The organism is Nonomuraea sp. 3N208 (assembly GCF_052245935.1).
GTDB lineage: Bacteria > Actinomycetota > Actinomycetes > Streptosporangiales > Streptosporangiaceae > Nonomuraea.
Window position 1 is genome coordinate 160,860 of the sequence record NZ_JBQQBR010000027.1, and the last position, 21,912, is coordinate 182,771.

General features: G+C 67.6%; 26 protein-coding genes and 2 pseudogenes. 10 read left to right on the forward strand and 18 right to left on the reverse strand.

The window, feature by feature from the left end; all coding sequences use genetic code 11:
* Positions 1–502: 502 nt before the first annotated feature.
* Genes ACTWPT_RS36085 through ACTWPT_RS36095 form a run of 3 tightly spaced genes read right to left on the reverse strand, consistent with a single transcriptional unit; the run spans position 503 to position 1,510 of the window.
* Positions 503–829, reverse strand: a complete 327-nt coding sequence (locus ACTWPT_RS36085; RefSeq protein ID WP_443181993.1) for a DUF1048 domain-containing protein — start codon at positions 827–829, stop codon at positions 503–505.
* A 1-nt stretch (position 830) separates the two neighbouring features.
* Positions 831–1,187, reverse strand: coding sequence for a DUF1048 domain-containing protein (locus tag ACTWPT_RS36090; RefSeq protein WP_443181994.1), 357 nt, complete (start codon positions 1,185–1,187; stop codon positions 831–833).
* Complete coding sequence (locus ACTWPT_RS36095) at positions 1,184–1,510, reverse strand: PadR family transcriptional regulator (protein WP_443181995.1); 327 nt, start codon at positions 1,508–1,510, stop codon at positions 1,184–1,186. Before ACTWPT_RS36095 ends, ACTWPT_RS36090 begins: the two co-directional genes overlap by 4 nt.
* 107 nt (positions 1,511–1,617) lie before the next feature.
* Between ACTWPT_RS36095 and ACTWPT_RS36100 the strand changes: the two genes are divergently transcribed.
* The gene (locus ACTWPT_RS36100; RefSeq protein WP_443181996.1) at positions 1,618–1,806 is read left to right on the forward strand and encodes a hypothetical protein; all 189 of its coding nucleotides are present in this window, start codon (positions 1,618–1,620) and stop codon (positions 1,804–1,806) included.
* A gap of 78 nt (positions 1,807–1,884) precedes the next feature.
* Here ACTWPT_RS36100 and ACTWPT_RS36105 read toward each other — a convergent pair whose 3' ends face one another.
* From ACTWPT_RS36105 to ACTWPT_RS36130, 6 genes are all read right to left on the reverse strand, one after another.
* Positions 1,885–3,234: a carotenoid oxygenase family protein gene (locus tag ACTWPT_RS36105; protein WP_443181997.1), complete on the reverse strand. Its 1,350-nt coding sequence runs from the start codon at positions 3,232–3,234 to the stop codon at positions 1,885–1,887.
* A gap of 349 nt (positions 3,235–3,583) precedes the next feature.
* Positions 3,584–4,795: an alpha/beta hydrolase gene (locus ACTWPT_RS36110; RefSeq protein ID WP_443181998.1), complete on the reverse strand. Its 1,212-nt coding sequence runs from the start codon at positions 4,793–4,795 to the stop codon at positions 3,584–3,586.
* 73 nt (positions 4,796–4,868) lie between these two features.
* The gene (locus tag ACTWPT_RS36115; RefSeq protein ID WP_443181999.1) at positions 4,869–5,786 is read right to left on the reverse strand and encodes an alpha/beta hydrolase; all 918 of its coding nucleotides are present in this window, start codon (positions 5,784–5,786) and stop codon (positions 4,869–4,871) included.
* A 208-nt stretch (positions 5,787–5,994) separates the two neighbouring features.
* Positions 5,995–6,585 carry a TetR/AcrR family transcriptional regulator gene (locus tag ACTWPT_RS36120; protein ID WP_305914588.1) on the reverse strand — a complete coding sequence of 197 codons (591 nt, stop codon included), beginning with the start codon at positions 6,583–6,585 and terminating at the stop codon, positions 5,995–5,997.
* 52 nt (positions 6,586–6,637) lie between these two features.
* Positions 6,638–7,702, reverse strand: coding sequence for an SMP-30/gluconolactonase/LRE family protein (locus ACTWPT_RS36125; protein WP_443182000.1), 1,065 nt, complete (start codon positions 7,700–7,702; stop codon positions 6,638–6,640).
* Positions 7,703–7,778: 76 nt separating this feature from the next.
* Positions 7,779–8,594 carry an oxidoreductase gene (locus ACTWPT_RS36130; RefSeq protein WP_443182001.1) on the reverse strand — a complete coding sequence of 272 codons (816 nt, stop codon included), beginning with the start codon at positions 8,592–8,594 and terminating at the stop codon, positions 7,779–7,781.
* Positions 8,595–8,814: 220 nt separating this feature from the next.
* Here ACTWPT_RS36130 and ACTWPT_RS36135 point away from each other — a divergent pair, with 220 nt between their 5' ends.
* Positions 8,815–9,987 carry a serine hydrolase domain-containing protein gene (locus ACTWPT_RS36135; protein ID WP_443182002.1) on the forward strand — a complete coding sequence of 391 codons (1,173 nt, stop codon included), beginning with the start codon at positions 8,815–8,817 and terminating at the stop codon, positions 9,985–9,987.
* A 130-nt stretch (positions 9,988–10,117) separates the two neighbouring features.
* A complete protein-coding gene (locus ACTWPT_RS36140; protein WP_443182003.1) occupies positions 10,118–10,903 on the forward strand; it encodes a MerR family DNA-binding transcriptional regulator in 786 nt (261 codons plus the stop codon).
* A 332-nt stretch (positions 10,904–11,235) separates the two neighbouring features.
* Here the strand turns inward: ACTWPT_RS36140 and ACTWPT_RS36145 are convergent, their stop codons facing one another.
* From ACTWPT_RS36145 to ACTWPT_RS36155, 3 genes are all read right to left on the reverse strand, one after another.
* Entirely contained in the window at positions 11,236–11,433 is a 198-nt protein-coding gene (locus ACTWPT_RS36145) for a DUF4158 domain-containing protein (RefSeq protein ID WP_443182004.1), read from the reverse strand.
* Positions 11,430–11,765, reverse strand: a complete 336-nt coding sequence (locus tag ACTWPT_RS36150) for a DNA glycosylase AlkZ-like family protein (protein WP_443182005.1) — start codon at positions 11,763–11,765, stop codon at positions 11,430–11,432. Before ACTWPT_RS36150 ends, ACTWPT_RS36145 begins: the two co-directional genes overlap by 4 nt.
* 77 nt (positions 11,766–11,842) lie before the next feature.
* A complete protein-coding gene (locus ACTWPT_RS36155) occupies positions 11,843–12,973 on the reverse strand; it encodes an epoxide hydrolase family protein (protein WP_443182006.1) in 1,131 nt (376 codons plus the stop codon).
* Positions 12,974–13,035: 62 nt separating this feature from the next.
* Here ACTWPT_RS36155 and ACTWPT_RS36160 point away from each other — a divergent pair, with 62 nt between their 5' ends.
* A complete protein-coding gene (locus ACTWPT_RS36160; RefSeq protein WP_443182007.1) occupies positions 13,036–14,022 on the forward strand; it encodes a helix-turn-helix transcriptional regulator in 987 nt (328 codons plus the stop codon).
* A 209-nt stretch (positions 14,023–14,231) separates the two neighbouring features.
* On the opposite strand, the gene ACTWPT_RS36165 is transcribed toward ACTWPT_RS36160, so the two are convergent.
* Both ACTWPT_RS36165 and ACTWPT_RS36170 read right to left on the reverse strand, forming a co-directional pair.
* The gene (locus ACTWPT_RS36165; RefSeq protein WP_443182008.1) at positions 14,232–14,651 is read right to left on the reverse strand and encodes an SRPBCC family protein; all 420 of its coding nucleotides are present in this window, start codon (positions 14,649–14,651) and stop codon (positions 14,232–14,234) included.
* 56 nt (positions 14,652–14,707) lie between these two features.
* Positions 14,708–15,043, reverse strand: coding sequence for a VOC family protein (locus tag ACTWPT_RS36170; RefSeq protein WP_443182009.1), 336 nt, complete (start codon positions 15,041–15,043; stop codon positions 14,708–14,710).
* Between the two features lie 88 nt (positions 15,044–15,131).
* Between ACTWPT_RS36170 and ACTWPT_RS36175 the strand changes: the two genes are divergently transcribed.
* Positions 15,132–15,764, forward strand: a complete 633-nt coding sequence (locus tag ACTWPT_RS36175; protein ID WP_443182023.1) for a CGNR zinc finger domain-containing protein — start codon at positions 15,132–15,134, stop codon at positions 15,762–15,764.
* A gap of 79 nt (positions 15,765–15,843) precedes the next feature.
* On the opposite strand, the pseudogene ACTWPT_RS36180 reads toward ACTWPT_RS36175, so the two are convergent.
* Together ACTWPT_RS36180 and ACTWPT_RS36185 are read right to left on the reverse strand one after the other, a co-directional pair.
* Positions 15,844–16,472, reverse strand: a pseudogene (locus tag ACTWPT_RS36180) (Tn3 family transposase).
* The gene (locus tag ACTWPT_RS36185; protein WP_443182010.1) at positions 16,436–17,263 is read right to left on the reverse strand and encodes a helix-turn-helix domain-containing protein; all 828 of its coding nucleotides are present in this window, start codon (positions 17,261–17,263) and stop codon (positions 16,436–16,438) included. The pseudogene ACTWPT_RS36180 and the gene ACTWPT_RS36185 overlap by 37 nt, the downstream one beginning before the upstream one ends.
* 241 nt (positions 17,264–17,504) lie before the next feature.
* Here ACTWPT_RS36185 and ACTWPT_RS36190 point away from each other — a divergent pair, with 241 nt between their 5' ends.
* Positions 17,505–18,692 carry a serine hydrolase domain-containing protein gene (locus tag ACTWPT_RS36190; protein ID WP_443182011.1) on the forward strand — a complete coding sequence of 396 codons (1,188 nt, stop codon included), beginning with the start codon at positions 17,505–17,507 and terminating at the stop codon, positions 18,690–18,692.
* Positions 18,693–19,388: 696 nt separating this feature from the next.
* A complete protein-coding gene (locus ACTWPT_RS36195) occupies positions 19,389–19,649 on the forward strand; it encodes a 2'-5' RNA ligase family protein (protein ID WP_443182012.1) in 261 nt (86 codons plus the stop codon).
* A gap of 292 nt (positions 19,650–19,941) precedes the next feature.
* Here the strand turns inward: ACTWPT_RS36195 and ACTWPT_RS36200 are convergent, their stop codons facing one another.
* Complete coding sequence (locus ACTWPT_RS36200) at positions 19,942–20,268, reverse strand: winged helix-turn-helix transcriptional regulator (RefSeq protein WP_443182013.1); 327 nt, start codon at positions 20,266–20,268, stop codon at positions 19,942–19,944.
* An 88-nt stretch (positions 20,269–20,356) separates the two neighbouring features.
* Here ACTWPT_RS36200 and ACTWPT_RS36205 point away from each other — a divergent pair, with 88 nt between their 5' ends.
* Positions 20,357–20,800 (forward strand): VOC family protein, encoded by a 444-nt coding sequence (locus tag ACTWPT_RS36205; RefSeq protein ID WP_443182014.1) that lies wholly within the window; start codon positions 20,357–20,359, stop codon positions 20,798–20,800.
* A 9-nt stretch (positions 20,801–20,809) separates the two neighbouring features.
* Entirely contained in the window at positions 20,810–21,148 is a 339-nt protein-coding gene (locus ACTWPT_RS36210; RefSeq protein WP_443182015.1) for a hypothetical protein, read from the forward strand.
* 32 nt (positions 21,149–21,180) lie between these two features.
* Here ACTWPT_RS36210 and ACTWPT_RS36215 read toward each other — a convergent pair whose 3' ends face one another.
* On the reverse strand, positions 21,181–21,309 hold the full coding sequence (locus ACTWPT_RS36215) for a hypothetical protein (protein WP_443182016.1): 129 nt from the start codon (positions 21,307–21,309) through the stop codon (positions 21,181–21,183).
* A 476-nt stretch (positions 21,310–21,785) separates the two neighbouring features.
* On the opposite strand from ACTWPT_RS36215, the pseudogene ACTWPT_RS36220 reads away from it, so the two are divergent.
* Positions 21,786–21,912 (forward strand): annotated as a pseudogene (locus tag ACTWPT_RS36220) (site-specific integrase); the annotation flags it as partial.

A 21,912-nucleotide genomic window follows, 5' to 3' on the forward strand; every position in this document is an offset into this window, starting at 1 on the left:
GACGGGCTCCGTCGGCCCACTGGAGAGTTCGATCGTCGCGGACGAGGCGGGAGCGCCCGCGACCACGAGTGCGCAATCGCTGAACGGTTCATGGCATCCACCATGACCGAAAGCGCTGATACCGGGCCGTTGCCGTGCTGACACGGCCGCTGACACGACACCGCAGCAGGCTTGCTCACCGCCGGGACATCCGCCGGCCTGGCACGCCTCCCAGGGGGCGGTTCGGCGTCCACAGGATCCTCCCCGACGTCTTCGCAGATCGAGGTCCGTTCGCCGCGTCTGCTCCGGCAAGCGCGGCCTTGGGAGGGTGTTCAAGCACCGCATCGGGGTCCGTCCAACGGAACGGCGCCTACTCGCAGAAGACGCGCAAGTGGCCATCGGGCTGCTCGAGCTCCACGATCGCCCCCGCGGCGCGAACCAAGGTCCGACTTCAGCAGCTACCGGTCCGACTGCTCCACTGCACAGCCCAGCGCCCGCCGGTGCCTTGGGTCGACGACGGGTGTTACTTCCCGGCCGTGCCGGGTTCCCCGCTGATGGACTCCTGATAGATGTCCGCGTAGGTGCGCGAGTCCTTGACCAGGTCGTCGCAGAAGGCAGCGACGTCGTTGCCGAGGAGTTCCAGGACTCCCTTGCCGGCCGCAGCGCCCTCCTCGAAGAAATCGACGATCCCTGAGAGCAGGGACCCGTCAAGCAAGTCGATCGGTCCGACCTTGAAGAGGTACCTCTGAATCTCCTTGTAGACGATCTGGTAGTCCGGCGGGAGCGCCTTGACCCGGGCCATGTGCGCGCGCCACTGCTTCTTGCCCTCGATGATGTCTTGGATGCCCACGTCAGCCTCCTAGCCGGCCCAATTTCCTTGCGACGTTCCTGTTCAACTGCTCGCGCCACCGGTCGAGATGGCTCCGAGCCCCTTCTCCGCCGGCCAGCGCCGCGCAGAAGCCCCCGATGTCGTCACCCAGCACCTCGTGAATGCTCTGCCCGTCGGACGCTGTCTCTTCGAGCAGCCCCAGAGCACCGTCGAGAATCGGCATCAGGTTTCGACCGGTGAAGTCCCCGTAGGGAAAAAGATGACCTATGATCTCTCCCCACGCCGCCCGGTAGTCGGCCGGCAATGCCTCGGCCCGAGCTTCGAACGCCTTCCATTCCCTGGTGAGATCGCTGCCGGTAATGGTCTCCCAGAAGTTCATCTCCCGCCCTCCTTGAGCTTGTCGATCCGTGATGTGACGTACTCCCATTTCGCCCAGAACCTCGCGAGTTCTCCGCGCCCCGCGTCGTTGAGCGCATAGAACTTGCGCGGCGGGCCCAGCCCGGACGGTCGTTTCGTCACCTGGACGAGCCCGTTCTTCTCCAGTCGCAGCAGGATGGTGTAAACCGTCCCCTCGACGACGTCGGCGAAGCCGAGTTCGTTCAGCCGACGCGTGATGGCGTACCCGTAGGTCTCCTCGCTGCCGATGATTTCCAGCACGCAGCCCTCAAGCGTGCCCTTCAGCATCTCCGTCAGGTCGTCCATCGTGGGTCCTCTTCGATCTCCTGGTACTTTGTAGCACCGAGTACCACTATACGGTACCACAAAGTAGCGAACCAATGCCTAGCAAGCGGCGAGCACAGACCACGGAAATGATTCGAGTCATCGGCGCCGCGCTCGGTGCGGCCAGTGAGGGGGACTGGAGGTTGCTTGCCACCTGGTCGAGGTCGCTCCGGCAGAAGACCTCGACCAGGCTCCGGCCTTCGACGCCACCACGTTCCGCGATCACCTTCGAGGTCATCGACGCCGCCCGCGACGCTCTTGTCATCGGAATCAGCTGACCACCCGCTGCTGTCCGTGAGATCGGCAGGATCACTTGCCAGGACGGGGACGAGCACCAGGTCTGGTTTCCTCGATGCTCAGACCGGGATCCAGTTGCCGTGGAAGCCCGTGGGGATGCGCACCAGGACGTGTATCTCGGCGAGCGGGGGCGCGGCCAGGTCGGCGGCGTCCAGGATGGCCAGGTAGCTCGTACCGGCGCCGCGGTCGTGGGCGAACGTCATCAGGAAGCCCTCGTTCTCACCGGTCCCGGCCCGGGGTACGAAGACGGCCTCACCGCAGGTGTGGCCTGGAGGGAGGCGGTGCACCACCCGTTCACCGCCGCCGGTGAGGTCGTAGGCGTAGATCTCCGACCGCTCAGGCTCGGCGTCCAAGGAGAAGCTCGTCGTGTAGCCGTAACGGTGGGGCAGCCCGAGCATCGAGTCGGCCACACGGGGGTATTCGCTGGGCGCGTCGTCGAGCGGTTCCTCGGCGACCACGCCCGACCTCAGGTCCAGCGTCCAGCGGTACACGACCGGAAGCCCGCCCTCCAGGTCGTCGGCGCCGCCGCGCCACAGCGTGGGGACGCGGGTGCCGGTGACGGTGATCGTGTCGCCCTGCGGGTCCTCGAAAGCGTTCATGGTGTGCCACACGTAGCACGGGGCGACGTCGAACCAGCGTACGGGCGCGTCGTCGCCGGCCGTACGCGCCAGCACGCCGAACCGGGCGCGGTGCGCGTCATCCCAGCGCCACGGCGGCCCGCCCGCCGCGGCCTGGACGTAGTCGAAGACGACCGGCAGATCCATGAAGATCACGTGGTTGCGGGTGATGGCGAAGTCGTGCATCATCGTCGCGCGCGGCACGTCCACGACCCGCGTCTGCACCACCTCGCCGACGGCCGAGACGCGGTAGCAGGTCAGGTACGGCGGACGCAGCTGATAGCCGAAGAACAACAGCTCACCCGTGATCGGGCAGGTCTTCGGGTGCGCGGTCATCGGGGTCTGCAGGACCCCGTCGAAGGTGTGCACCCCGATCGTGGCGAGGTCCGGCGTCACCTCGTACGGGAAGCCGCCCTCTTCCAGGGCGAACAGCCGGCCCGCGTGCGCGATCAGGTGGGTGTTGGCCGTGGTCACCCGGTAGTCGATCCGGCCTGTCTCCTGGTCGAAGGCGAGGGCGAAGCGGGACTGGCCGGGGTGCTCGTACAGCGGCGTGCGCACGTACCGGTTGCGGTACCAGCGGGCCCTGCCGCCCTCCAGCGCGATGGTGTGGATCATTCCGTCGCCCGCAAAGGAGTGCGGCGACCAGCCGGTACGCGGGTTGGGCCCGTTGCGGAAGAACTGCCCGCTCAGCTCGGCCGGGATCTCGCCGACGACCTTGGACGGCTCCAGGGTCACCTCCTCGGCGACCGGCGCGTTGTTGCCCGCGAGGTGCAGAGGCACGGTTTCGGACATGCTGGAACTCCTATCGGCATGGGTGGAGACGCCGACAACCGTGCACGAAAAAATCCGCGGACAACAGTCTTGTTCTTCCCGCCCGCCTCCGCCGCCCGACAGAGCCCCAGGTGAGAGCCGCCTCAGAAAACCCTAGATGGAGCCGCTGCGGATGTGCGCCTGAGTTGGCGAGCTCCGCGCGCGGTTGAGGAGCGGGCGAGTCTGATCCGACCGGCTTGATCTACTGCGTCTTCGCTGGTGAGGGCGATATTAGGCCGTCCCGACCCGGCACTGCAGCGGGTCTCGGAACGGCACCGCCCCTCCCTTCGCTGCGATCTGCATGTCCATCTGCCTTCACTTTCGGTCGGCCTCACAGTGCGCCCTTCAGCGCTCGTGCCTGCCGGCGCCAGAACTCCCGCGAGACCTCGGCCTTAGGAAATACCAGGTCGAAGCCGTGGAAAGCGCCGGGGATGACGTCGAGGTCGCAGGGGACGCCGCTGTCACTCAGCCGGCGCGCGTACTCGACGTCTTCGTCGTGGAAGAGATCGAGGGTGCCGACGCCGATCCAGGCCGGAGGAAGACCGGTGAGATCCTCGCGGCGGGCTGCGGCCGCGTACGGGGAGACGTCCGGGCCCGCGACGGCGTCGCCGAGGTAGGACGACCAGCCGTATCGGTTGCTCTTGGGCGTCCAGACGCGCACCTTGAGGGTGTCCAGGTCGGTTCTCGTCGTCGTGCGGTCGTCCAGCATGGGGTAGAGGAGCAGTTGGAACACTGGGCGGATCTCGGCCCGGTCGTGGGCGAGCAGCGCGAGGGCCGCGGCGATTCCGCCGCCCGCGCTGGCACCGCCGATCGCGATGCGATCGATGTCGATGTGCAGGTCGCCCGCGCGCTCGGCCAGTCCACGCAGCGCGGCGTAGGCGTCCTCGACCGCGGCGGGCGCGGGATGGTCCGGCCCCAGTCGATAACGAACCGCGGCGACGGTGATGCCGAGCTCGCGGGCGAAGGCAATGTTCGTACGGTCGTCCTGCTCGGGTGCGCCGAAGATCAGTCCGCCTCCGTGTATCCAGAGCAGCGCCGGAGCCGCTGCCTTCAGGCCGGTCGGCTGGAAGACGCGAACCGAGACGGGCGGTGCGCCCTTGGGCCCGGGCACGACGATCTCCTGAACCGTGACGTCCGGCCCTGGATCGGTCGAGCGCCACTTCACGCTCCGCACGATGCGCGACGACAGACGTCCGTAGGACACATTGGGGATGAAGCGACCTCGTTTGAGATCGGGGTGGAAGGCACTCATCGGGTCCTCGTTCTTTCCCCTCATCGAAGGTGTATGGAATCGTCTGGCCACCCGGCGGGTGGTCGGCGTCGAGAGTGGGGACGGTTGTGAAGCCGGTGCGACACCGACGATGGGAAGGCCGGCGCGCAGCGCCGCGGATACCACGTCGGCCATCAGACGCGGAGCCGTGTCGCGTTCGGCGTCGGTGCGCGCGTAGCTGAAGCCGCCGTTGTGGTGAGCCGTCCCGGCCGTCGCCTGCCGGACCGGGACGAGGTCGCGGGCGTCGCGGACCTGCGCGCCACCGCAGGCCATGTTCGCGTCCGTTCCCCCCGTCCCGATCCGGCAGGCGCGCGGCTCTTGCGACTGCCGCGCCTGTACCGCTCGGTCAGATCTTGGTCTTCTCGCGGACCCACGCGCCGATCTGTGCGATGGCGGCGTCGGTCTCCGGAATCCGGCCAGCTCCGTAGACGTACGAATGCTGGCCTCCGGGGACCACAACGGTCGCCGTGTCGATTCCGGCGTCCTTGACGCGGGCGGCGAACTCCTCGTCCTCGCCGGCGAGGACCTCGTACGTTCCCCAGGAGACGAGGGTGGGGGGAAGACCGCTCAGGTCCGCCCGGTTCAGGTTGATCCGGGTGTCCGTGAACTCGATGCCAGTGCCGCCGATCCAGGCATCCCGGAAGAACTCCAGCAGTTCCTTGCTGAGAATCTTGTCCGTCCCGGCGTTGGTCGCGATGGCCTCGTTGGCGATCTCGAGGTCGCACCAGGGGGAGATCGACACGATGGCGCCGGGCAGGGGCTGCCTCTTGTCGCGGAGGCGAAGCGCCAGGGCGACAGCGATGAACCCGCCGATCGAGTGGCCGATCGTGATGATGTTTCCCGGCTCATACCCTTCGGAGAGCAGCCAGTTGAAGGCCGCCTCCGCGTCGTCCACCTGAGCCGGGTACTTGTGTTCCGGTGCGCGCCGGAAGTCCAGGACCAGTACGGGGGCCCCGGCGGCCTTGGCAATATGGCCGGCGAGCTTTCGGTCGACGTGTGCTGACGCCAGAACGGAGCCCCCGGCGTGAGTGTGCAGGAGGACGTAGTCGGTGTTGGCGTCGACGGGTTCGCACCAGATTCCCAGAACGCCACCCGCGTCCACCTCCCGATAGGTGACGCCTTCCGGCTCCCGGGCCGCGAGATGGACTTGCTCCGCCTGGATGCGCGCCGCATCCAACTCGGACGGGGGATTCGCCCCTGTGGCCAGCCATTCCGCGAATTGGATCGCTTCCGGGCTCAGTTCAACAGCAGCGTGCTCAGACATTTGGTACCTCCATGGGGCCATTTGGCATACCGGCCCGCCAGGACCGGTATCGCCGGGGTTTGTCAGGCGGTGTGAGTGGGGTAGTCGGTGTGGCCGATCTCGTCTGCCACGGCGGTGGTGACCTCGACGGCGAAGCGGATGCGGTTGTCGAGGGAGCCGCCGACCTTGTTCGACCGGACCAGCTTCTGATCGGTACGCGGATGGCGTCTCAGTTGTGCTGCTCGGCATCCAGGAGTGCGAGGGCGTTGCGGATGCCCTGTTCGAGGAGTTGGTCGGCGAGCTGCCGGTCGGTCAGGGCGCGGGAGAGTTGCAGTGTCCCGGCCAGCATGCCGAGGAGGCCGAGTGCTTTCAGACGCGCCGACGGTGGATCGTGGGGTGCCAGGCGGGCGGCGAAGTCGTCGATGAGGACAAGCGCGCCGTCGGTGTATGCCTGCCTGGTGGGATCCGTGGAGCGTGCGATCTCGTCGAGCAGGGCGGCGTTGGGGCAGCCGTCCTCGATGTTGTCGCGCTGCTCGGGGGAGAAGTACCAGCGCACGATCTGTTCGAGTCCGGCACGGCCGGGCGCTGCCTGCGCGACGATGTTGGCGTGTTGTGCGCGCATCTGGTCGGCGACCGCGGCGGTGACGAGTTCGTCCTTGGAGGGGAAGTAGGCGTACAAGGCGCCGTTGGTCAGGCCCGCGTCCCTCATGAGGGTCGCGACTCCGGAGCCGTCGATGCCGTCCCGCTTGAGCCGGCGACCGGCCGTCGCAATGATCCGCTGCCTTGTCTCCTGCTTGTGTTCTTTCGCGTACCGCACCATGCGTTCCTCCATCGCAGCCGGGGCTAGCGCTGCAGATACCGCCCCGGCCAGGTCACTGTGCCGCGTTGGCCAGGAGAGCGGCGAAATTGATCCTCCCGGTCTGCAGTTTCGCGTCGTGGGGCTCGGCGACCCCGCCGTCGGTGATGTACAACTGGTCGCCGCGAACCGCGGTCGCGGAGGGCGAGGCGAGACCGTCCGCGCTGGTCAGAACGGCCTTGTAGGTGCCGTTCGGGTAGACCACCACGACCCTGTCCGGACCGTTCTGCGCCACGAACACCACATCGGACCACGGGGTCAGGAAGCTGAGATCGTCGATGTTGGGCAGCCCGCCCGCGACAAGGCGGATGGGACCGGCCGCGCCGGTGCCGGTGACCGGTACCCGAAGCAGCGTTCCCTTGTTGAAGTTGCTGACCCACAGAGCGCCGTCGTGGAACCTGAGCCCGTTGGCACCGATCGGCAGGGCCTCGGTCGGCACCGGCGCGAGAGCGGCATCGGTCAGCCACGGGGTCACCGATCCGCCCGAGACCGGAACGGACCAGATGAGGCCCTTCAGGCTGTCGGCGATGTAGAGGGTGCGTCCGGCCGGGTCGATGGCCAGCCCATTGGGGCCCGCGTCGGCGGGCAGAGCGGCGATGCGCTGAGGCGTACCGTCCGGACGCAGCGCGTACACGCCGTTCCTGGCCGCGTTGCCCGGGGCCCACACGCTGTAGTAGACGGTGCCGTCACTGCCACGGGTGTTGCCGCTGATCGCCTCACCCACCTGCCCGGTGACGAGCACCGTGCGGCCTCCGGACGCGGAAATGCGCATTAGCTGCGGCCCATGGGTGCGCTGGCACACCGCGCAACTGCCCAGCATGGACAGGATCATTGAGCCATCGGGGTTGACGGTGATGTTCTCGGGGATCTCGCCGGCGGCGTAGTCGAACGTCGCCACGGTCCGAACGTCGGTGACAACGGATCCGCGATACGCGTGTCCCGTCGCTGCGGACGCGGACGGCGCCGACCCCAGGACGGCCGCCGTCGCGGTGACCGCCAGCGCGATCCCGACGTTCTTCTTCAGAAAACGCCTTGCGCTCGATGCACTGCGCCGGGCCGTTTGCTGGCGTTGCTGCTGCATGACTCTCCTCGGCAAATCAACGAGTGACTGATCAATGGACTTTCGGCGACATCACAGATGTCGGGTACATCGGAGGTCAGGCGGGCATGCGGTTGTTCTTGCGGATCTGCTTGTCGAACGTCCTGGCGGGGACGAGGCGGCGCGCCGTGGTGACGCGTGAGGCCAGCGGGCCGGCGGTGTAGCGCAGCTTCGGCTTCTTGTCGGTGGCCGCAGTGACGATCATCTTGGCGACGACGGCGGGGTCGTCGCCGTCCTTCATCGCAACCGCCAGCACCTCGTCGAAAACGCGCCGTCGCTCCGCGTACAGAGGCAGCGGGGTGTCGGGCTGCGCGGCGTTGGTGTCGAAGCCGGTCTTGGTATAGGCGGGCTGGACGAGGAGGACCCGGACGCCGTGCTCGCGGACCTCGTGGTCCAGCGACTCGGAGTAGCCCTCGATGGCGTGCTTCGACGCGACGTAGAGGGCCATGAAGGGCTGGGGGGCGACCCCGAGGACGGACGAGATGTTGATGACGCGTCCGCCACCCTGGGCGCGCATGTGCGGCAGGACGGCCTTCGTCATACGGATGACACCGAGGACGTTGATGTTCAGGACGTTCTGGGCCTGGGTGACGGAGTTCTCCTCGACGGCGCCCGCCGAGCCGATGCCCGCGTTGTTGACCAGGACGTCGATGCGTCCGAACCGGTCGATCACCTCTCCGACCGCGGCGGCGGCCGAGTCGTCACTGGCCACGTCGAGATCGAGGTACGTCACACCGGCGGGCGGGGTGAGTCCGGAGGTCTTGCGGCCGGTTCCGATCACCTCGAAACCCGCCGCGGCGAAGGCGCGGGCCGTCTCCTTGCCGATCCCCGATGAGGCACCTGTCACGAGCACCACCGGCCGAGTTGTCCCCATCACGGACTCCCTTGATTTTGTATTACGTTCGTATACCTTACGTTCGTACGACAATATGGTGGTCGCCGGTCGATGGCAAGTGGTCTCTCCCAAAGTTGTCTCAAACCCCAATGCGGCTGTGAGCTAGATCACGGTTGAGGTTGACCTTGGGTCAGGGTGGAAGCTCGGCGCAGCGGCGCGAGGCCGACCCGGACATAACAACTTCGAAGGGCAAACCACCATGACGATCACCCTTTCCGATCAGGACAAGAGCACCCAGCCGGCAGCTGCGGCCGGGCAGGATCGCCCGGAGCTGCAGAAGGCGATCGAGGAGATCGTCGAGTCCGGTTTCCTCGGAGTGTCGCTGCGCGTGCACGATGAGCGCGGCGAGTGGGCCGGCAGCGCCGGGGTGGCCGAGCTGGGCGGGACCGCGAAGCCGTCGGTCAACGGGCATGCCCGGATCGGCAGCAACACCAAGACCTTCACCGCGACCCTGGTGCTGCAACTGGTGGCCGAGGGCAAGATCGAGCTGGACACCCCGGCGGCCGACTACCTGCCCGCGTTCGGGCTGGACCGGCGGATCACGGTGCGGATGCTGTTGCAGCACACCAGCGGGCTGTTCAACTTCACCGGCGAGGTATACGACGACGGGTCGATCGTGCACGGGATTCCCGTGCCCTACAGCACCACGGGCAAGGAGTGGGTGAACAACCGGTTCCACACCTACCGGCCCGAGGAGCTGGTACGTCTGGCGCTGTCCAAGCCGGCCCGGTTCGAGCCGGGAACGGGCTGGAGCTATTCCAACACCAACTACGTGCTGGCCCGGCTGCTGATCGAGAAGGTCACCGGCCGCTCGCTGGCCGAGGAGATGCAGCGGCTGATCCTGGGGCCGCTCGGGCTGTCGGGCACCGTGGTGCCGGACGCCTCACCGGAGATTCCTGAGCCGCACGCCCACATCTACTACCGCTACGAAGAAGCCGGCCGGCAGAAGACGATCGACATCACCCGCTACAACCCCTCCTGGGTCTCCACCGGCGGTGACATGATATCGACCAGCCAGGACCTGCACACGTTCATCTCCGCGCTGGTAGGCGGCAAGCTCCTGCCGGCCGCACTGCTGGCCGAGATGTGCACCCCGCACGCCACGGGCATCCCGAACATGGACTACGGGCTGGGGGTGTTCGTCCAGAAGACGGACTGCGGCGGCACCGTCATCACCCACAACGGCGGCAACGTCGCCTCCGCGACGCTGATGTACAGCACGCCCGACGGCGGCAAGACCCTGACCGCCGTACTGAACTGGGTGGACGACGCCGACATGTCCATAGCGGCAGCGTTCCGGAACGCCCAGCAAAGGCTCGTCAACAAGGTGTTCTGCGGCGAGCAGGCCGATCCGGCTCAGCCGGCGGACTGAACACCTGTGACCCGTACGCCTCAAGAGGCGACCCCTTCCGGTCGTGCATCAGGTAGAACGTGAACTGGGGCCACATGCTCGGCTGTCGTCTGCCTGGTCGCCGAGCTCGAGTACAAGGCAGGCTGTGCAGATGAGGAACGGAGTCACGATCGGGCAGGCGGCGGCATTCGTCGGCGTCACAGTGAAGACGGTGCGGCACTACCACAAGCTCGGCCTGGTGAAGGAGCCGGAACGCGACAGCTCCGGCTACCGGCGCTACGGGTCCGCCGATCTGTTGCGGCTGGTGCAGATCCGGACGCTGGCCGCCGCCGGGGTGCCGCTGGCCGAAGTCGGGCCCCTGCTCGACGCCGACGCCGCCCAGTTCGCCGCCGCGCTCACCGACGTCGAGCGGCAGCTCACCGAACGGATCGAGGAGCTGATCGCACGCCGTGACATGCTGCACCGGCTCGCCGACGGAGACCGGGCCCTGCTGCCCGACCGCGCCGTGGCGCTGCTGGAGCGGCTGTCCGGCCTCGGCCTCCCCGCGGATGAGGTGACGGCCACCAGGGAGGGCTGGGTGCTGGCCAGGGCCCTGGTCCCAGAAGGCTTCGACGACTTCCTCACCCATGTCGAGCACGCCCTCGACGACCCCCGCTTCGTCGCGTTGAGCAAGCAGGCAACCGAAGCCACGGCATGGGAGCCGGACGACCCGCGCCTGGCCGAACTCGCCACTGCCATCGCCGACCACTTCCTCGCCAACCCCGCACACCTGAAGATCGTGACCGGCCTGCAAGCCAGCACCGACGCCGCGGCCCGGTACCACCTGATCGCCCACTACGGCGAAGAGCAGGGATCGGCCACGGCCCGGGGGGTCGCGCTAGTAGAGGCCAAGCTCCGCGCCGCGGGCATCCATATCCCCAGACCAGACACCCACTGACCGGCCGGGATCTGCCGGCAGACGCCGCTGGAGCGGCTCGTCCCACGCTGGGTGCATCGCCTCAGCCATCCACGCGTCCTTCGAAGGAGTGGCCAAAAGGACAGGATCGCGCAGCCAGGCCGGGCACGACGGGCGATTCGCCGTCCAGCTCAAGGAAAGCCGCAGGACAAGGACGTCGGCCGTTGGCCGCGATCCTGGCCGCTACACCCCCTCCTCGTCCACGCCGCTGTCGCCGTCGGGCACGTCGGGTATCTCGCCGAGCTGCCGCAGCCCTTCGGCCGGGGCGGAGGAGGCGATGGTAACCGTAGGTATTCCGGATCATCCAGGCGTGGTCATAGGGCCGTCTGCGCCCGCACTGCGTACTTCTTCACCTGCGAGGGATCGCCGATCCCCAGCTGCTCAGCCAGGTAGTCCACCACCGGCCACGGCACCGCCAGTGGATCGGTCAGGAACAGGCCTTTATACCGGACCGCCCCGATCTGGACCGCTACCCCCAACCGGTGCGAGTCCTGGCGTGACTTCGCGATCACGTCCCGATCGAACGCGTCCAGAACAGGTCGCGGTCCAGCACCGGCTGCACGAGTGGGCGCAGCGCGAGCGCGTCGGTCGTGCTGACGAGGTGGATCGTCGAGCGCATGAGGGCGATCCGCACGGCCCGGCGCTGGGTGAGCAGCGCCGCGACCTCCTCGGGCCGGCACGCGGCGAGCCGGCTCCACAGTCCCACGTACCAGGTGTGCGGGGTCTGCGCCTGCAGGCCCACCAGGTGTTCGATGGCCTGCAGCGGGGTGAGGTCGGCGCGGCGCAGGAGCAGTTGCCGATCGAGGGTGGCGCGGTTGAGGGCTCGGCGGGTCAGGATCTGCATGACGGTACTCCTGGAAGTTCAATTCAGGGGTGCGCGCGGCGGGGTGCCCGCCGCGCGTACCACCCGCTCGGCACGGTTCAGCGCAGTTGGCGGAAGAAGCCGCGGATGTCGTCGACCAGCAGGCCGGGCACGTCGTGCGCGGCGAAGTGGCTGCCCGTGTCGTAGACGTTCCAGGACACGATGTTCTTGTGGTCGCGTTCGGCGAACGGGCGGATCGACTGGAAGTCCCAGGCGAAGTTCGCCAGCCCGAGTGGCACGGTGGTGGGTTTTGCCGGCTTGTCCTGCGTGTGGAAGTCCTCGTAGTACAGGCGCGCGGCCGACGCGGCGGTGTTGGTGAGCCAGTAGATCATGGTGTTGGTCAGCACGTAGTCCGCATCGAGGTTCGGGGCGAGCAACTGCACGTTCCAGCCCAGCTGCCCCGCCGGCGAGTCGGCCAGCGCGTGGGCCAGCGTCTGCGGCGCGGTGGACTGCAGCTTGTCGTAGGCGCCGCTGTTGTCCGTCCACCACTGCAGGAACTGGACCTTCTTCCGGTCCTCCTCCGACAGGCCGGCCAGCTCGGCCGGGTCGCCGGACGGGAACGAGAAGACCTGGGTTACGTGCACGCCGATCACGTGCCCGGGATCGCAGCGGCCCACCTCCGGCGAGATCTCCGAGCCGCAGTCGTTGCCGTGCGCGCCGTAGTGCTCGTAGCCAAGGCGGCGCATCAGTTCGGCCCACGCTCTGGCGATCCGGTACCGGTTCCAGCCCCGCTCGGTGGTGGGCCCGGAGAAGCCGAAACCGGGGATGGACGGGATCACCAGGTGGAAGGCGTCGGCCGGGTCGCCGTCATGGGCTCGCGGATCGCTCAGCGGGCCGATGACATCGAGGTACTCCACGACGGTGGTCGGCCAGCCGTGCGTGAGCAGCAGCGGCGTGGCGTCCGGCTCGGGTGAGCGGACGTGCAGGAAGTGCACGTTCTGCCTGTCGATGGTCGTGGTGAACTGCGGGTACGAGTTGAGCTTCGCCTCCCACGCGCGCCAGTCGTAGCCGTCGCGCCACCGCTGCACCAGACTCTGCACGTATGGCAGCGGGACGCCGTAGTCGCCGCCGGCGCCGGGCAGTTCGTCGGTCCAGCGGACCCGGGCCAGGCGCTCGGCCAGGTCGTCCAGGTCGGCCTGCGGGATATCGATACGGAAATCACGGATCTCGGCCGTGTCGATCTCGGTCATGGCGTCGACCCTGCCGGACCATTAGGACGATACCGCTCCTAATGGTCCGGCATGCTTGACGAATGTTGGACACCTCGGCCCGCCTCCTGCGGCTGCTCTCCCTCCTGCAAACCCCGCGCGAGTGGACCGGCGCCGAACTCGCAGAGCGCCTCGGGGTGAGCGGGCGGACCGTGCGTACCGACGTGGAGCGCCTGCGCACCCTCGGCTACCCGGTGCTGGCCACCCGCGGTTCTGCCGGCGGCTATCGGCTCGGCGCCGGTGCCGTGCTGCCGCCGTTGCTGCTCGACGATGAGGAGGCGGTCGCCGTCACCGTCGGCCTGCGGACCGCGACCGGTGGCGCCATCGCGGGGGTCGGGGAGGCGTCGTTGCGGGCGCTGGCGAAGCTGGAGCAGGTGCTGCCGTCCCGGTTGCGGCGCCGGGTGAGCACCCTGCAGGCCTACACGGTGCCGGTGCCCCGCGGCGACGCCGGCCCCGGTGTCGATGCGTCGGTCCTGACCACGCTGAGCGCGGTCTGCCGCGACCGGGAACGGCTCCGCTTCGACTACCACGACCACGCTGGCGCGGCCACCGTGCGCACCGTCGAGCCGTACCGGCTCGTCATCTGGGGCCGCCGCTGGTACCTGCTGGCCTGGGACGTCGAGCGGGACGACTGGCGCACCTTCCGTGTCGACCGGATCCGGCCCCGTACCCCGACCGGCCCCCGCTTCACCCCACGGGACCTGCCCGACGACGACGTCGCCGCCTACGTCTCCCACCGGGTGTCCGCCGCCGCCTGGCGCTACCGGGCGCAGGTCACCGTGCACGCGCCGGCCGAGGTCATCGCCGATCGGATCGACCCGGCGGCCGGTACGGTCGAACGCCTCGACGACCGTACCTGCGTCCTGTACACCGGCGCCGACACGATCGAGACCCTCGGCGTCCACTTGGGCCTGCTCGATGCGGACTTCGACGTCACCGGGCCGCCGGAACTTCTCACGCACCTGCGCCGACTCGCCCACCGATACATCCGCGCGACCACCTCATCCGCACCCGATGATCCAATCGGGTGAGCGCCCCGTCGCCGCATGACCACAACACCGCCGGCTTCCCCGCCCGGCTCCGGAAGCCATCGGGAAGCCGGCCACGAGTTGACGGGGGCGGCTGGTCGCCGGAGCAGGCAAGAGCCGCCTGCCGCCGAATGGTGGGGCAGCCCCGTCCGGTCACGCAGCTGGTCACAGTCCTCACGGGGAGGACCGCGACCAGCAATGACGCGGCTGACCTAGCCGAGGTGCCCGCGGGAGGACTCCACCGTCTGCTTGAAGATGCTCAGGCCGTGGTCCATTCCGGCGCCCATCGGGATGGCGAGGTCGTCCGGTCGCACGTCGTGGATCCATACGAACCGGCTGCGGCCGTCCCCGTGCGGGACGACCTGCATCGAGGCGTTGTCGTGTTCCGGCTGCATGGTGCCGCCGATGACCGAGAAGACGAGCCGGCACAGCTCATCGTCGAGCGCGATGAGCCGCTCCCGCAGCACCATCCCGTCGGCGAACGTGACGACTCTGACGTCCGGTTCGTCGAGCCGACTGTCGGTGACGAAGCCCGGCGCCATCCGGACGGGCCCGTCGGTGAAGTCACTGATGATCGCCCACACGTCCGCGGGGTCGGCATCGATGATGATCTCTTTTTGCACGGAGGCCATATCTGTCTCTTCTGTAGTGGTGGTGGGATACCGGCGTCGCGCGGTGGCGAATTCGTCTATGCGGCGACGACGCAGAACTGGTTGCCCTCGGGGTCGGCCAGCACGACCCAGCCGTCGAAGCGCCGCACTTCACTCGCGCCAAGGGCCCGAATCCGGCCGACCTCGCCTGCCAGGTCATCAGTGGACAGGTCCAGGTGCAGCCGGTTCTTGCCCTCCCGGCCCTCGGGCACGGCCTGCAGGGACAGGCCCACGCCGCTCTTGTTCGCGTCCTGCAGGTAGGTGGTGCCTTCGTCTGAGGACGCGACCTGGTATCCGGTGACCGCCTGCCAGAAGGCGGTGCTGCCGGCCAGGTCGTTCGTGTCGATGCAGATGTTGCCGATGCTGATGCTCACCAGCGACCCCTTCTGATCTAACTGACGTACCAATTACGTCGGTTACGTAACCTACCATCGCCGATAGTCGGGTAGGCTGCGAGACGTGATGGATGAGCGTGCTGCCGAGCCCGTGCCGGACAACCTCGCAACCGGGACGGCGCCAATGCCGCTGCGCGTGATCGAGGAGTTCATCAACACCCGCCGCCGGGACGGCGACGAGATCGCAACCCCGCAACAGCTGGCGACGTGGTTGCACGCCCGCGGTCTCATGCCGGCCGACACGGTGGTGAACGCCGAGCAGCGCGACCGTGCCGAACGGATCCGTGAGGGACTACGCGCGCTGATCGCCGAGAACAACACCGAGCCGGTCTCCAGCCCGCGCCCGGACGGCCTCAACCCTGCCGCTCGCGCCGAACTCGCCGACCTCACCCGCGACTTTCCGCTGATGCTCGACGTGACCGTTTCCCCGCCCCGGTTGGTCGCCCGCGCCCGGGGGCCGGTGGAGGCGGCACTGGCCAGGCTGCTCGCCGTCGTGGCCGAGGCAGTGGCGGAAGGCACGTGGACGCGGCTGAAAGCCTGCCGGGAGCCGAGCTGCCGATGGGCCTACTATGACCACTCCCGCAATCGGCGCCGGACCTGGTGCTCCATGGACATCTGCGGCAACCGCGCCAAAGCCCGCGCCTCTCACCACCGCAAGTCCGCCGCGCCCTTGACCGCGGGCCAGCCGACAAACCGATAACCCCGCGCCGCTGGCCCGCCGGCCTCGCGCTCCGTCCGGGCAGGTGCGGGGGCTTTTGCCCCTCTTCGAGGGACTCAGGTCACGGGGTCACCCCCAGCTGGCGCAGTTGGACGGGCCGAAGCGGTCGCCATCCGCTGGTGTCGAGCTTGGCCAGTTCCGCCTCGACGTCCACGTTGATGACGCTGAAGAAGTTGGTGTTGTCGCTGTGGCCGGGCGAGATGTGCGACAGGATCTCGTCGCTCACCTCGCGGCCCTGGGAACGCAGCTCCAGCACCGCCCTAGAATAATATTCGGTCGTCCACGCGACCACCGAGTTGGTCAGCAGGGTCAGGCACCACGCCTGCTCGGTCTGCTGTTCCAGATGCGGGCGGGTGATGGTGCCCTGCTGGGCGTAGTGCAGGTCGCGGCGCAGTGCGTGCAGGCTTTCCCCTTGTTCAGTTGTCGCGAGATCTTCCTTCTGAAGGCTGGGTCCGACAGGTATTTGGCCAGGTGGACGGTTCTGCGCAGCATGCCCCATTCCTTCAGAGCGGCGGCCAGGGTGTTCTGCCGGGAGGCGGCCGACCACTTGCCGACGATCAGCGAGGCGGTGGCCTGGCCGTATTTCAGCGATCCGGCCATCCGCAGCAGGTCCGGCCAGCAGTCGGCGATGAGGTCCTCATTCCAGCGCGCGCCTAGCAGCGGCCCGGCGTGCGGGTAGCGCTTGGCGATCTCGGGTCGGGGTGTCGTCCCGTACCAGGGTGACCCGGGTCAGGTCCCGCAATCGCGGAGTCAACGCCTTGCCGACCCGTGGGTCGCGTGGCGAGGACCTGCCGCCAGTGCTCGGCGGCCTGGCTCATGTCCTGGCTGGTGTGGTGGAGGAAGCGGGCGACGGCCTCCAGCCGGGCACCGACCGGGGTGTCGGCGCCGTAGACCTCGATGCCCGCCTGCGCGGCCTCGGCCAGGGTGAGGTTCCTCTGGACGCTCGCCATCAAGGCCCGATACCAGATGTCGTCGTCGATGACGTACCGCTCGCGCCGCCCCCGGGGGGCCCGCTCGCGTTTGATCAGCTCCTGTTCCTCCAGGTACGCGACGGCGGTGGAGACCGAGGCCGGGCTGACCTGCAGTCGCTGGGCCAGCTCCTTGGCGGTGATCGCGCCGACGTCCGTGCTGTAGAGGCAGGTCAGGACCCTGGACATCATCCGGGGCAGGCCCGTCTGGACCAGCAGATCGATGAAGCGCACCTCGAACTCGCGCACCGCCTCGGGGTCGCGTCCGTACGCCGTCGTGGTGGCCTGCGGTGGCGCGGACGGCGTGTGCTTGCGGCGGCGAGCGCGCCGCTCGGTCGCCTGGTGGGCCCGGTCGGCCATATAGCCGCCCGGTCCGCCGTTGCGGATGACCTCCCTGCTGACAGTGGAGGTCGGCCGGCCCAGGCGCCGGGCGATCTCGGCGTAGCCGAGTCCCTCTGACAGGCCCACCGCGATGTGCCTGCGGTCCTGTTGAGTCAGCCTGCCTCCCGGCATTCGCGCTCGCCTCCTGTCGCTCGGAATCTGTCGGACCAGTATTGCGTTCGCCTGCATCTCATTGCAATAGGGGCTACTCGTTCGTTGCATTAAGCAGCAGGTTCATTGCAATTTTCTGAGGCTATTGACCTGCATAGAAGCCAAATCACCCACCAGGTCAGATTGACAAGAATATCGAACGCAACGTAGCTTCAGCAAAAGCAAGACACGTACTATCGCGATATGAAAGGGCGATCAACCCATGATGACCAGAACCGTCCGAGCCGCCGCCTGCCTGCTCGCCGCCGGATTGGCGGTGACCGTGAGCGCGTCGGCGGCGGTGGCCGGCGACCACGCCGAGGTCCAGCGGCTGCTTGACCAGGCCGTAACCGGCGGCATGCCCGGCATCCTCGCTGACGTCCGCGACACCCGCGGGGCGTGGTTCGGCACGGCGGGCGTGGCCGACACCGAGACCGGACGCAAGCGCCGGCAGCAGGACCGCTTCCGCGTCGGCAGCATCACCAAGGCGTTCACCTCGACCGTGGTGCTGAAACTCGCGGCCGGCGGCCGGCTGAGCCTCGACGACACCGTGGAGAAGTGGCTCCCCGGCGTGGTACGCGGCAACGGCCACGACGGCAGCAAGATCACCATCAGGCAGCTGCTCAACCAGACCAGCGGCGTCTTCAACTACAGCATGGACAAAAACCTGGTGGCCCAGTACGTCGGGCCCGCTTTCCTCGAGCACCGCTTCGACGCCGTCCGTCCCGAGGAACTGGTGAAGGTCGCCATGGCCAACCCGCCCGCCTTCGCCCCCGGCACGGCCTGGGGCTACTCCAACACCAACTTCGTGCTCGCCGGGATGATCATCGAGAAGGTCACCGGCAGGTCGTACGCCGAGGAGGTCGCGCGGCGGATCACCCGACCACTCGGCATGACCGCGACCTACGTGCCGGGCAACGAGGCGAAGCTGCGCGGACCACACGCACGGCACTACTCCAAGCTCCTGCTGACCGAGCCCGACGCCAAGGTCTACGACGTCACCGACCTGAACGCCTCCGGAGCCTGGGCGGCCGGCGGCATCGTCTCCACCGCCGGGGACCTGCACAAGTTCTACCGAGCGCTGCTGGGTGGCCGGTTGCTGCCGCCCGCACAGCAGAAGGAGATGTTCACCGGCGTCTCGACCGAGGGCGGGCAGTGGATCCCGAACACCACGTACGGGCTCGGCGTCTTCTGGCAGCAGCTGTCCTGCGGAGTGACGGCCTGGGGTGGAGGCGGCATGATCCACGGTTCCTGGACGTACGCGATGGGCAGCCGGGACGGCAAGCGCATGGTCGTCAGCAACATCAACGGCGACTGGGGCAACCCGATCGGCGTGCCCCCCGCACCAGCCGGCCAGGGCACCTTCACCGAGATGCTGGAGGCGGAGCTGTGCCCGCGGGCCTCCCGGTGACCGGTCCACAACCTTCCGAGGCGAAACGAGACACCCCGAACGACTAGCGACGGCATGGAAGAGACGCTGCACACGGTCGGCCAGGGCAGCATACCTAGAGAAAGGAGCACGTAGGGGTCATGAGACTAGGAGATTCCGTCCTTCGACCACGAAGGACTCTGCGGTCTACCGCATCGATCGCCAGCTGATCAGCGTCGATCTGTGGGTACGCAAGGCGCTGGAGCAGGTCAGGACCGCCGTTGACCCAGCAGGTCGTCTGTCCGCCCTGTCAAAGGCCGCCCGGCTGTGCGCAGGCGAACTCGGTGAAGGGCTGACAGCGGAGTGGATCGAGGACCAGCCAACATCAACGCAGCCTTGGACTGTCGGGTGACTACCAGACAGAGAAGCGCCTGGCACAGGTGCTCCGTAGCTGATGATGGGCGGCTCAGACGCTGCCTCTACGCGAAGGCCAGAGCGCGGAAGGCGTTGCGGACCTTGGTCAGTGGTTGGCGATCGCGGCCGTAGTACAGCTTCGCAGTCGCTCGGCAGCGTCGTGTGGACGAGCAAAGCCGCCATCGCCAGGCTGGAGCCGATAGAGCCGGTCGAGCTCACCTTCACACGCCCTGTCACCGATCCTGAGGCTTTGCAGTTCCACGTTCAGCCCGCTGATGGAATGCGGGAGATACGACAAGCCGTACGGTTGGCGATCGCCGATGTTTGGGGCTCGGACGAGTTCCGGACCCCGAGCAATGGACGCCCCACGTGAGCATCGCCTACAGCAATTCCGATAGCCCCATCGAGCCGTATGCCAAGGCTCTCGACAGCGTGCAAGTCGAACCCGTGACCATCACTGTCCACCGCATCCAGCTCATCGTCCTGGACCGCGACGAGCATGTCTATCGCTGGACCACCAAGGCCAATATCCCGCTCGGATCAGCAGCAGCGGAGTACCAGGGCCGAAGCGTTCTCACGTCGTGAGACCGAGTAACTGGAGTCCATCGGCGGGATGGCTGCTGTAGTGGTCGGTGGCGGCGGCGATGTTGGTCCAGCCGATCAGGCGGGCCCCGGCGGGAGGCTGGTGACGGCGTAGATCGTCACGATGGTGGTCTTGCCGGTCTAGTCATCGGTGCGGCGGCATTTGACCTGGATCGCCGCAGGCGAACACGACGGGCAACCGTGCTCAGCGCGACGTCGACCTGCTTCTCCTCGTGCGTGAACGGGCCCCGATCGAAGGTCACGACGTGGAAGTCGGCGTCACGGCCTTTGGTCATCAGGCCGAACCCGGGCCTGGGAGGAGGTCGACGTTGTCGGCGTGCATCGGCTCTCCGCAGTGACTGCAGCGCGGGTCGACGTGGCCGATCTGCCCGCAGGCATGGTGGCGGTACAGGACGGGAGGCCCGGCCTCGCCGGCGAGCCAGCGGTCACCCCACCGCGCCATCACCATGAGCATCTCGACGAGGTCGGCGCCCTTGGCGGTGAGGTGGTACTCGTAGCGGGGGTGGGCGTCGCGCAGGATCAGCGGCGACCAGGGCTCGCCGATCACGTCCAAGGTACGCGCGATGGAACACGCCATCTCCCCGAACCGCGTTCGCTGCATGGCAGCAATCTAGCAAGTGGGGTTCCCTTACGGAACCTAGAGTGCTACCTTTCTCAGCGTCTCTTAAAGAAACCTCGAGAGGGATCCGATGACATTCATAAGGCGCTTCGACCACGTCGGCATCACCGTCGCCGACCTCGACGCCGTGACGGCGTTCTTCGTCAGCCTCGGTCTGGAGGCCGATCGGAAGATGGCCGTCGAAGGCGAGTTCCTGGACACAGTGATCGGCATGACCGACGCCCGCACCGAGATCGTCATGCTGCGACCGCCCGGCGGAGGTACGACGCTGGAGCTCTCGAGCTTCACGCGGCCGGACCACCTCCCGGGTTCGCCTGCCGCGCCGGCCAACGAGCTGGGCCTGCGCAACGTCGCCTTCGAGGTGCACGACCTCCAAACCGCGGTCGACCACGCCGCAGTCGACGGCTACGGCCTGGTAGGAGGCATCGGCGAATACGAGGGCGTGTGGCGGATGGCCTACGTCCGCGGGCCCGAAGGAATCATCGTCTCGTTGGCCGAGCGCATCGAGAAGTAAGGAGACATCATGAGCACGACCGTGACCGACGAACAGATTCGGGCTCTGGCCGCGACCGCGAAGCCCTACAGCCTGGCGCTCCTTCAGTGGGGGCCGGAGCGGACCATGGACGGCGCGGACGCAATCGAACTCGAACACCAGCGACGCATGGTGTCGCTGCGCGCTGAGGGGATGATCGCGATCCTGTGCCCGGTCGCCTCTGACACCGTGGCCGGCGTCGCAATCATGACCGTACCGGCCGAAGAAGCCGCGGAGATCATGGCCGGGGACCCCTGCGTGCGAGCCGGGATGATGCGCTGCGAGGTTCACCCGTGCCACGGCTTCCCCGGAGACGCCCTCCCCGTATGAACGATCCCGGCCAGGGCAGGGCCAAAGCGTTCTCATGTTGTGAAACCGAGTAGCTGAAGGACGTCGGTGGGGTGGCTGCGGTAGTGGTCGGTAGCGGCGGCAATGTTGGTCCAGCCGATCAGGCGGGTCAGGCCGATGGCCAGGTTGCGGAGGCCGGCCATGATCCGGGGGGCGGCGCCGGTCCGGACGCGGGAAGCGTCTTCGCGGTTATGCCGACCTCGGCATAACCGCGATTATCCCGAGGTTCGGATTATGCCGTCTCCCGTGCCACTGCCCGACGTTCATGCTGGTCACTGCTGTGGACCGCCTGCGGCGCGAACCCCCGCTCCGCGAGATACCTACGAAAGCCCTGCGCGTACGGAGCCAGCGGGCCCTTGGCCGCCCAACACCGTTCGTGGCTCATCGTCGCCTCCTCTCAAACCTCCTGAGAAGAAGCCTCCAACCTGCCAACGGTTATGCCGAGACTACTGACAGCATCGATTGCGGTGACCAGCACGAACGTCGGGCAGTCGCACGGGAGACGGCATAATCCGAACCTCGGGATAATCGCCGTAGGTGACGTCGCGGACGTAGTGGAGCCGGTTTTCGATGCTCCAGTGACCGCGGATCAGGCCTCAAGGGCCGATCCGAGGGCACTGTCACCAAGCTGCGCATCCTCGCCGAGACGCACGTTATCCCCAGGCTGGGGAAACTCAAGCTCCAGCAGCTACGGGCGGATCACGTGGATGAGTGGCTCGACGAACTCTCAAACGACCTGGCCACCC

What these genes read in the sequence shown, in the direction of transcription:
- ACTWPT_RS36090 (WP_443181994.1), bottom strand. Translation starts at nt 1,187, where the DNA reads ATGAACTTCTGGGAGACCATTACCGGCAGCGATCTCACCAGGGAATGG.
- ACTWPT_RS36095 (WP_443181995.1), bottom strand. Translation starts at nt 1,510, where the DNA reads ATGGACGACCTGACGGAGATGCTGAAGGGCACGCTTGAGGGCTGCGTG.
- ACTWPT_RS36100 (WP_443181996.1), top strand. Translation starts at nt 1,618, where the DNA reads ATGATTCGAGTCATCGGCGCCGCGCTCGGTGCGGCCAGTGAGGGGGAC.
- ACTWPT_RS36105 (WP_443181997.1), bottom strand. Translation starts at nt 3,234, where the DNA reads ATGTCCGAAACCGTGCCTCTGCACCTCGCGGGCAACAACGCGCCGGTC.
- ACTWPT_RS36110 (WP_443181998.1), bottom strand. Translation starts at nt 4,795, where the DNA reads ATGGCCTGCGGTGGCGCGCAGGTCCGCGACGCCCGCGACCTCGTCCCG.
- ACTWPT_RS36115 (WP_443181999.1), bottom strand. Translation starts at nt 5,786, where the DNA reads ATGTCTGAGCACGCTGCTGTTGAACTGAGCCCGGAAGCGATCCAATTC.
- ACTWPT_RS36120 (WP_305914588.1), bottom strand. Translation starts at nt 6,585, where the DNA reads ATGGTGCGGTACGCGAAAGAACACAAGCAGGAGACAAGGCAGCGGATC.
- ACTWPT_RS36125 (WP_443182000.1), bottom strand. Translation starts at nt 7,702, where the DNA reads ATGCAGCAGCAACGCCAGCAAACGGCCCGGCGCAGTGCATCGAGCGCA.
- ACTWPT_RS36130 (WP_443182001.1), bottom strand. Translation starts at nt 8,594, where the DNA reads ATGGGGACAACTCGGCCGGTGGTGCTCGTGACAGGTGCCTCATCGGGG.
- ACTWPT_RS36135 (WP_443182002.1), top strand. Translation starts at nt 8,815, where the DNA reads ATGACGATCACCCTTTCCGATCAGGACAAGAGCACCCAGCCGGCAGCT.
- ACTWPT_RS36140 (WP_443182003.1), top strand. Translation starts at nt 10,118, where the DNA reads ATGAGGAACGGAGTCACGATCGGGCAGGCGGCGGCATTCGTCGGCGTC.
- ACTWPT_RS36150 (WP_443182005.1), bottom strand. Translation starts at nt 11,765, where the DNA reads ATGCAGATCCTGACCCGCCGAGCCCTCAACCGCGCCACCCTCGATCGG.
- ACTWPT_RS36155 (WP_443182006.1), bottom strand. Translation starts at nt 12,973, where the DNA reads ATGACCGAGATCGACACGGCCGAGATCCGTGATTTCCGTATCGATATC.
- ACTWPT_RS36160 (WP_443182007.1), top strand. Translation starts at nt 13,036, where the DNA reads ATGTTGGACACCTCGGCCCGCCTCCTGCGGCTGCTCTCCCTCCTGCAA.
- ACTWPT_RS36165 (WP_443182008.1), bottom strand. Translation starts at nt 14,651, where the DNA reads ATGGCCTCCGTGCAAAAAGAGATCATCATCGATGCCGACCCCGCGGAC.
- ACTWPT_RS36175 (WP_443182023.1), top strand. Translation starts at nt 15,132, where the DNA reads ATGGATGAGCGTGCTGCCGAGCCCGTGCCGGACAACCTCGCAACCGGG.
- ACTWPT_RS36185 (WP_443182010.1), bottom strand. Translation starts at nt 17,263, where the DNA reads ATGCCGGGAGGCAGGCTGACTCAACAGGACCGCAGGCACATCGCGGTG.
- ACTWPT_RS36190 (WP_443182011.1), top strand. Translation starts at nt 17,505, where the DNA reads ATGATGACCAGAACCGTCCGAGCCGCCGCCTGCCTGCTCGCCGCCGGA.
- ACTWPT_RS36200 (WP_443182013.1), bottom strand. Translation starts at nt 20,268, where the DNA reads ATGCAGCGAACGCGGTTCGGGGAGATGGCGTGTTCCATCGCGCGTACC.
- ACTWPT_RS36205 (WP_443182014.1), top strand. Translation starts at nt 20,357, where the DNA reads ATGACATTCATAAGGCGCTTCGACCACGTCGGCATCACCGTCGCCGAC.
- ACTWPT_RS36210 (WP_443182015.1), top strand. Translation starts at nt 20,810, where the DNA reads ATGAGCACGACCGTGACCGACGAACAGATTCGGGCTCTGGCCGCGACC.
- ACTWPT_RS36215 (WP_443182016.1), bottom strand. Translation starts at nt 21,309, where the DNA reads ATGGCCGGCCTCCGCAACCTGGCCATCGGCCTGACCCGCCTGATCGGC.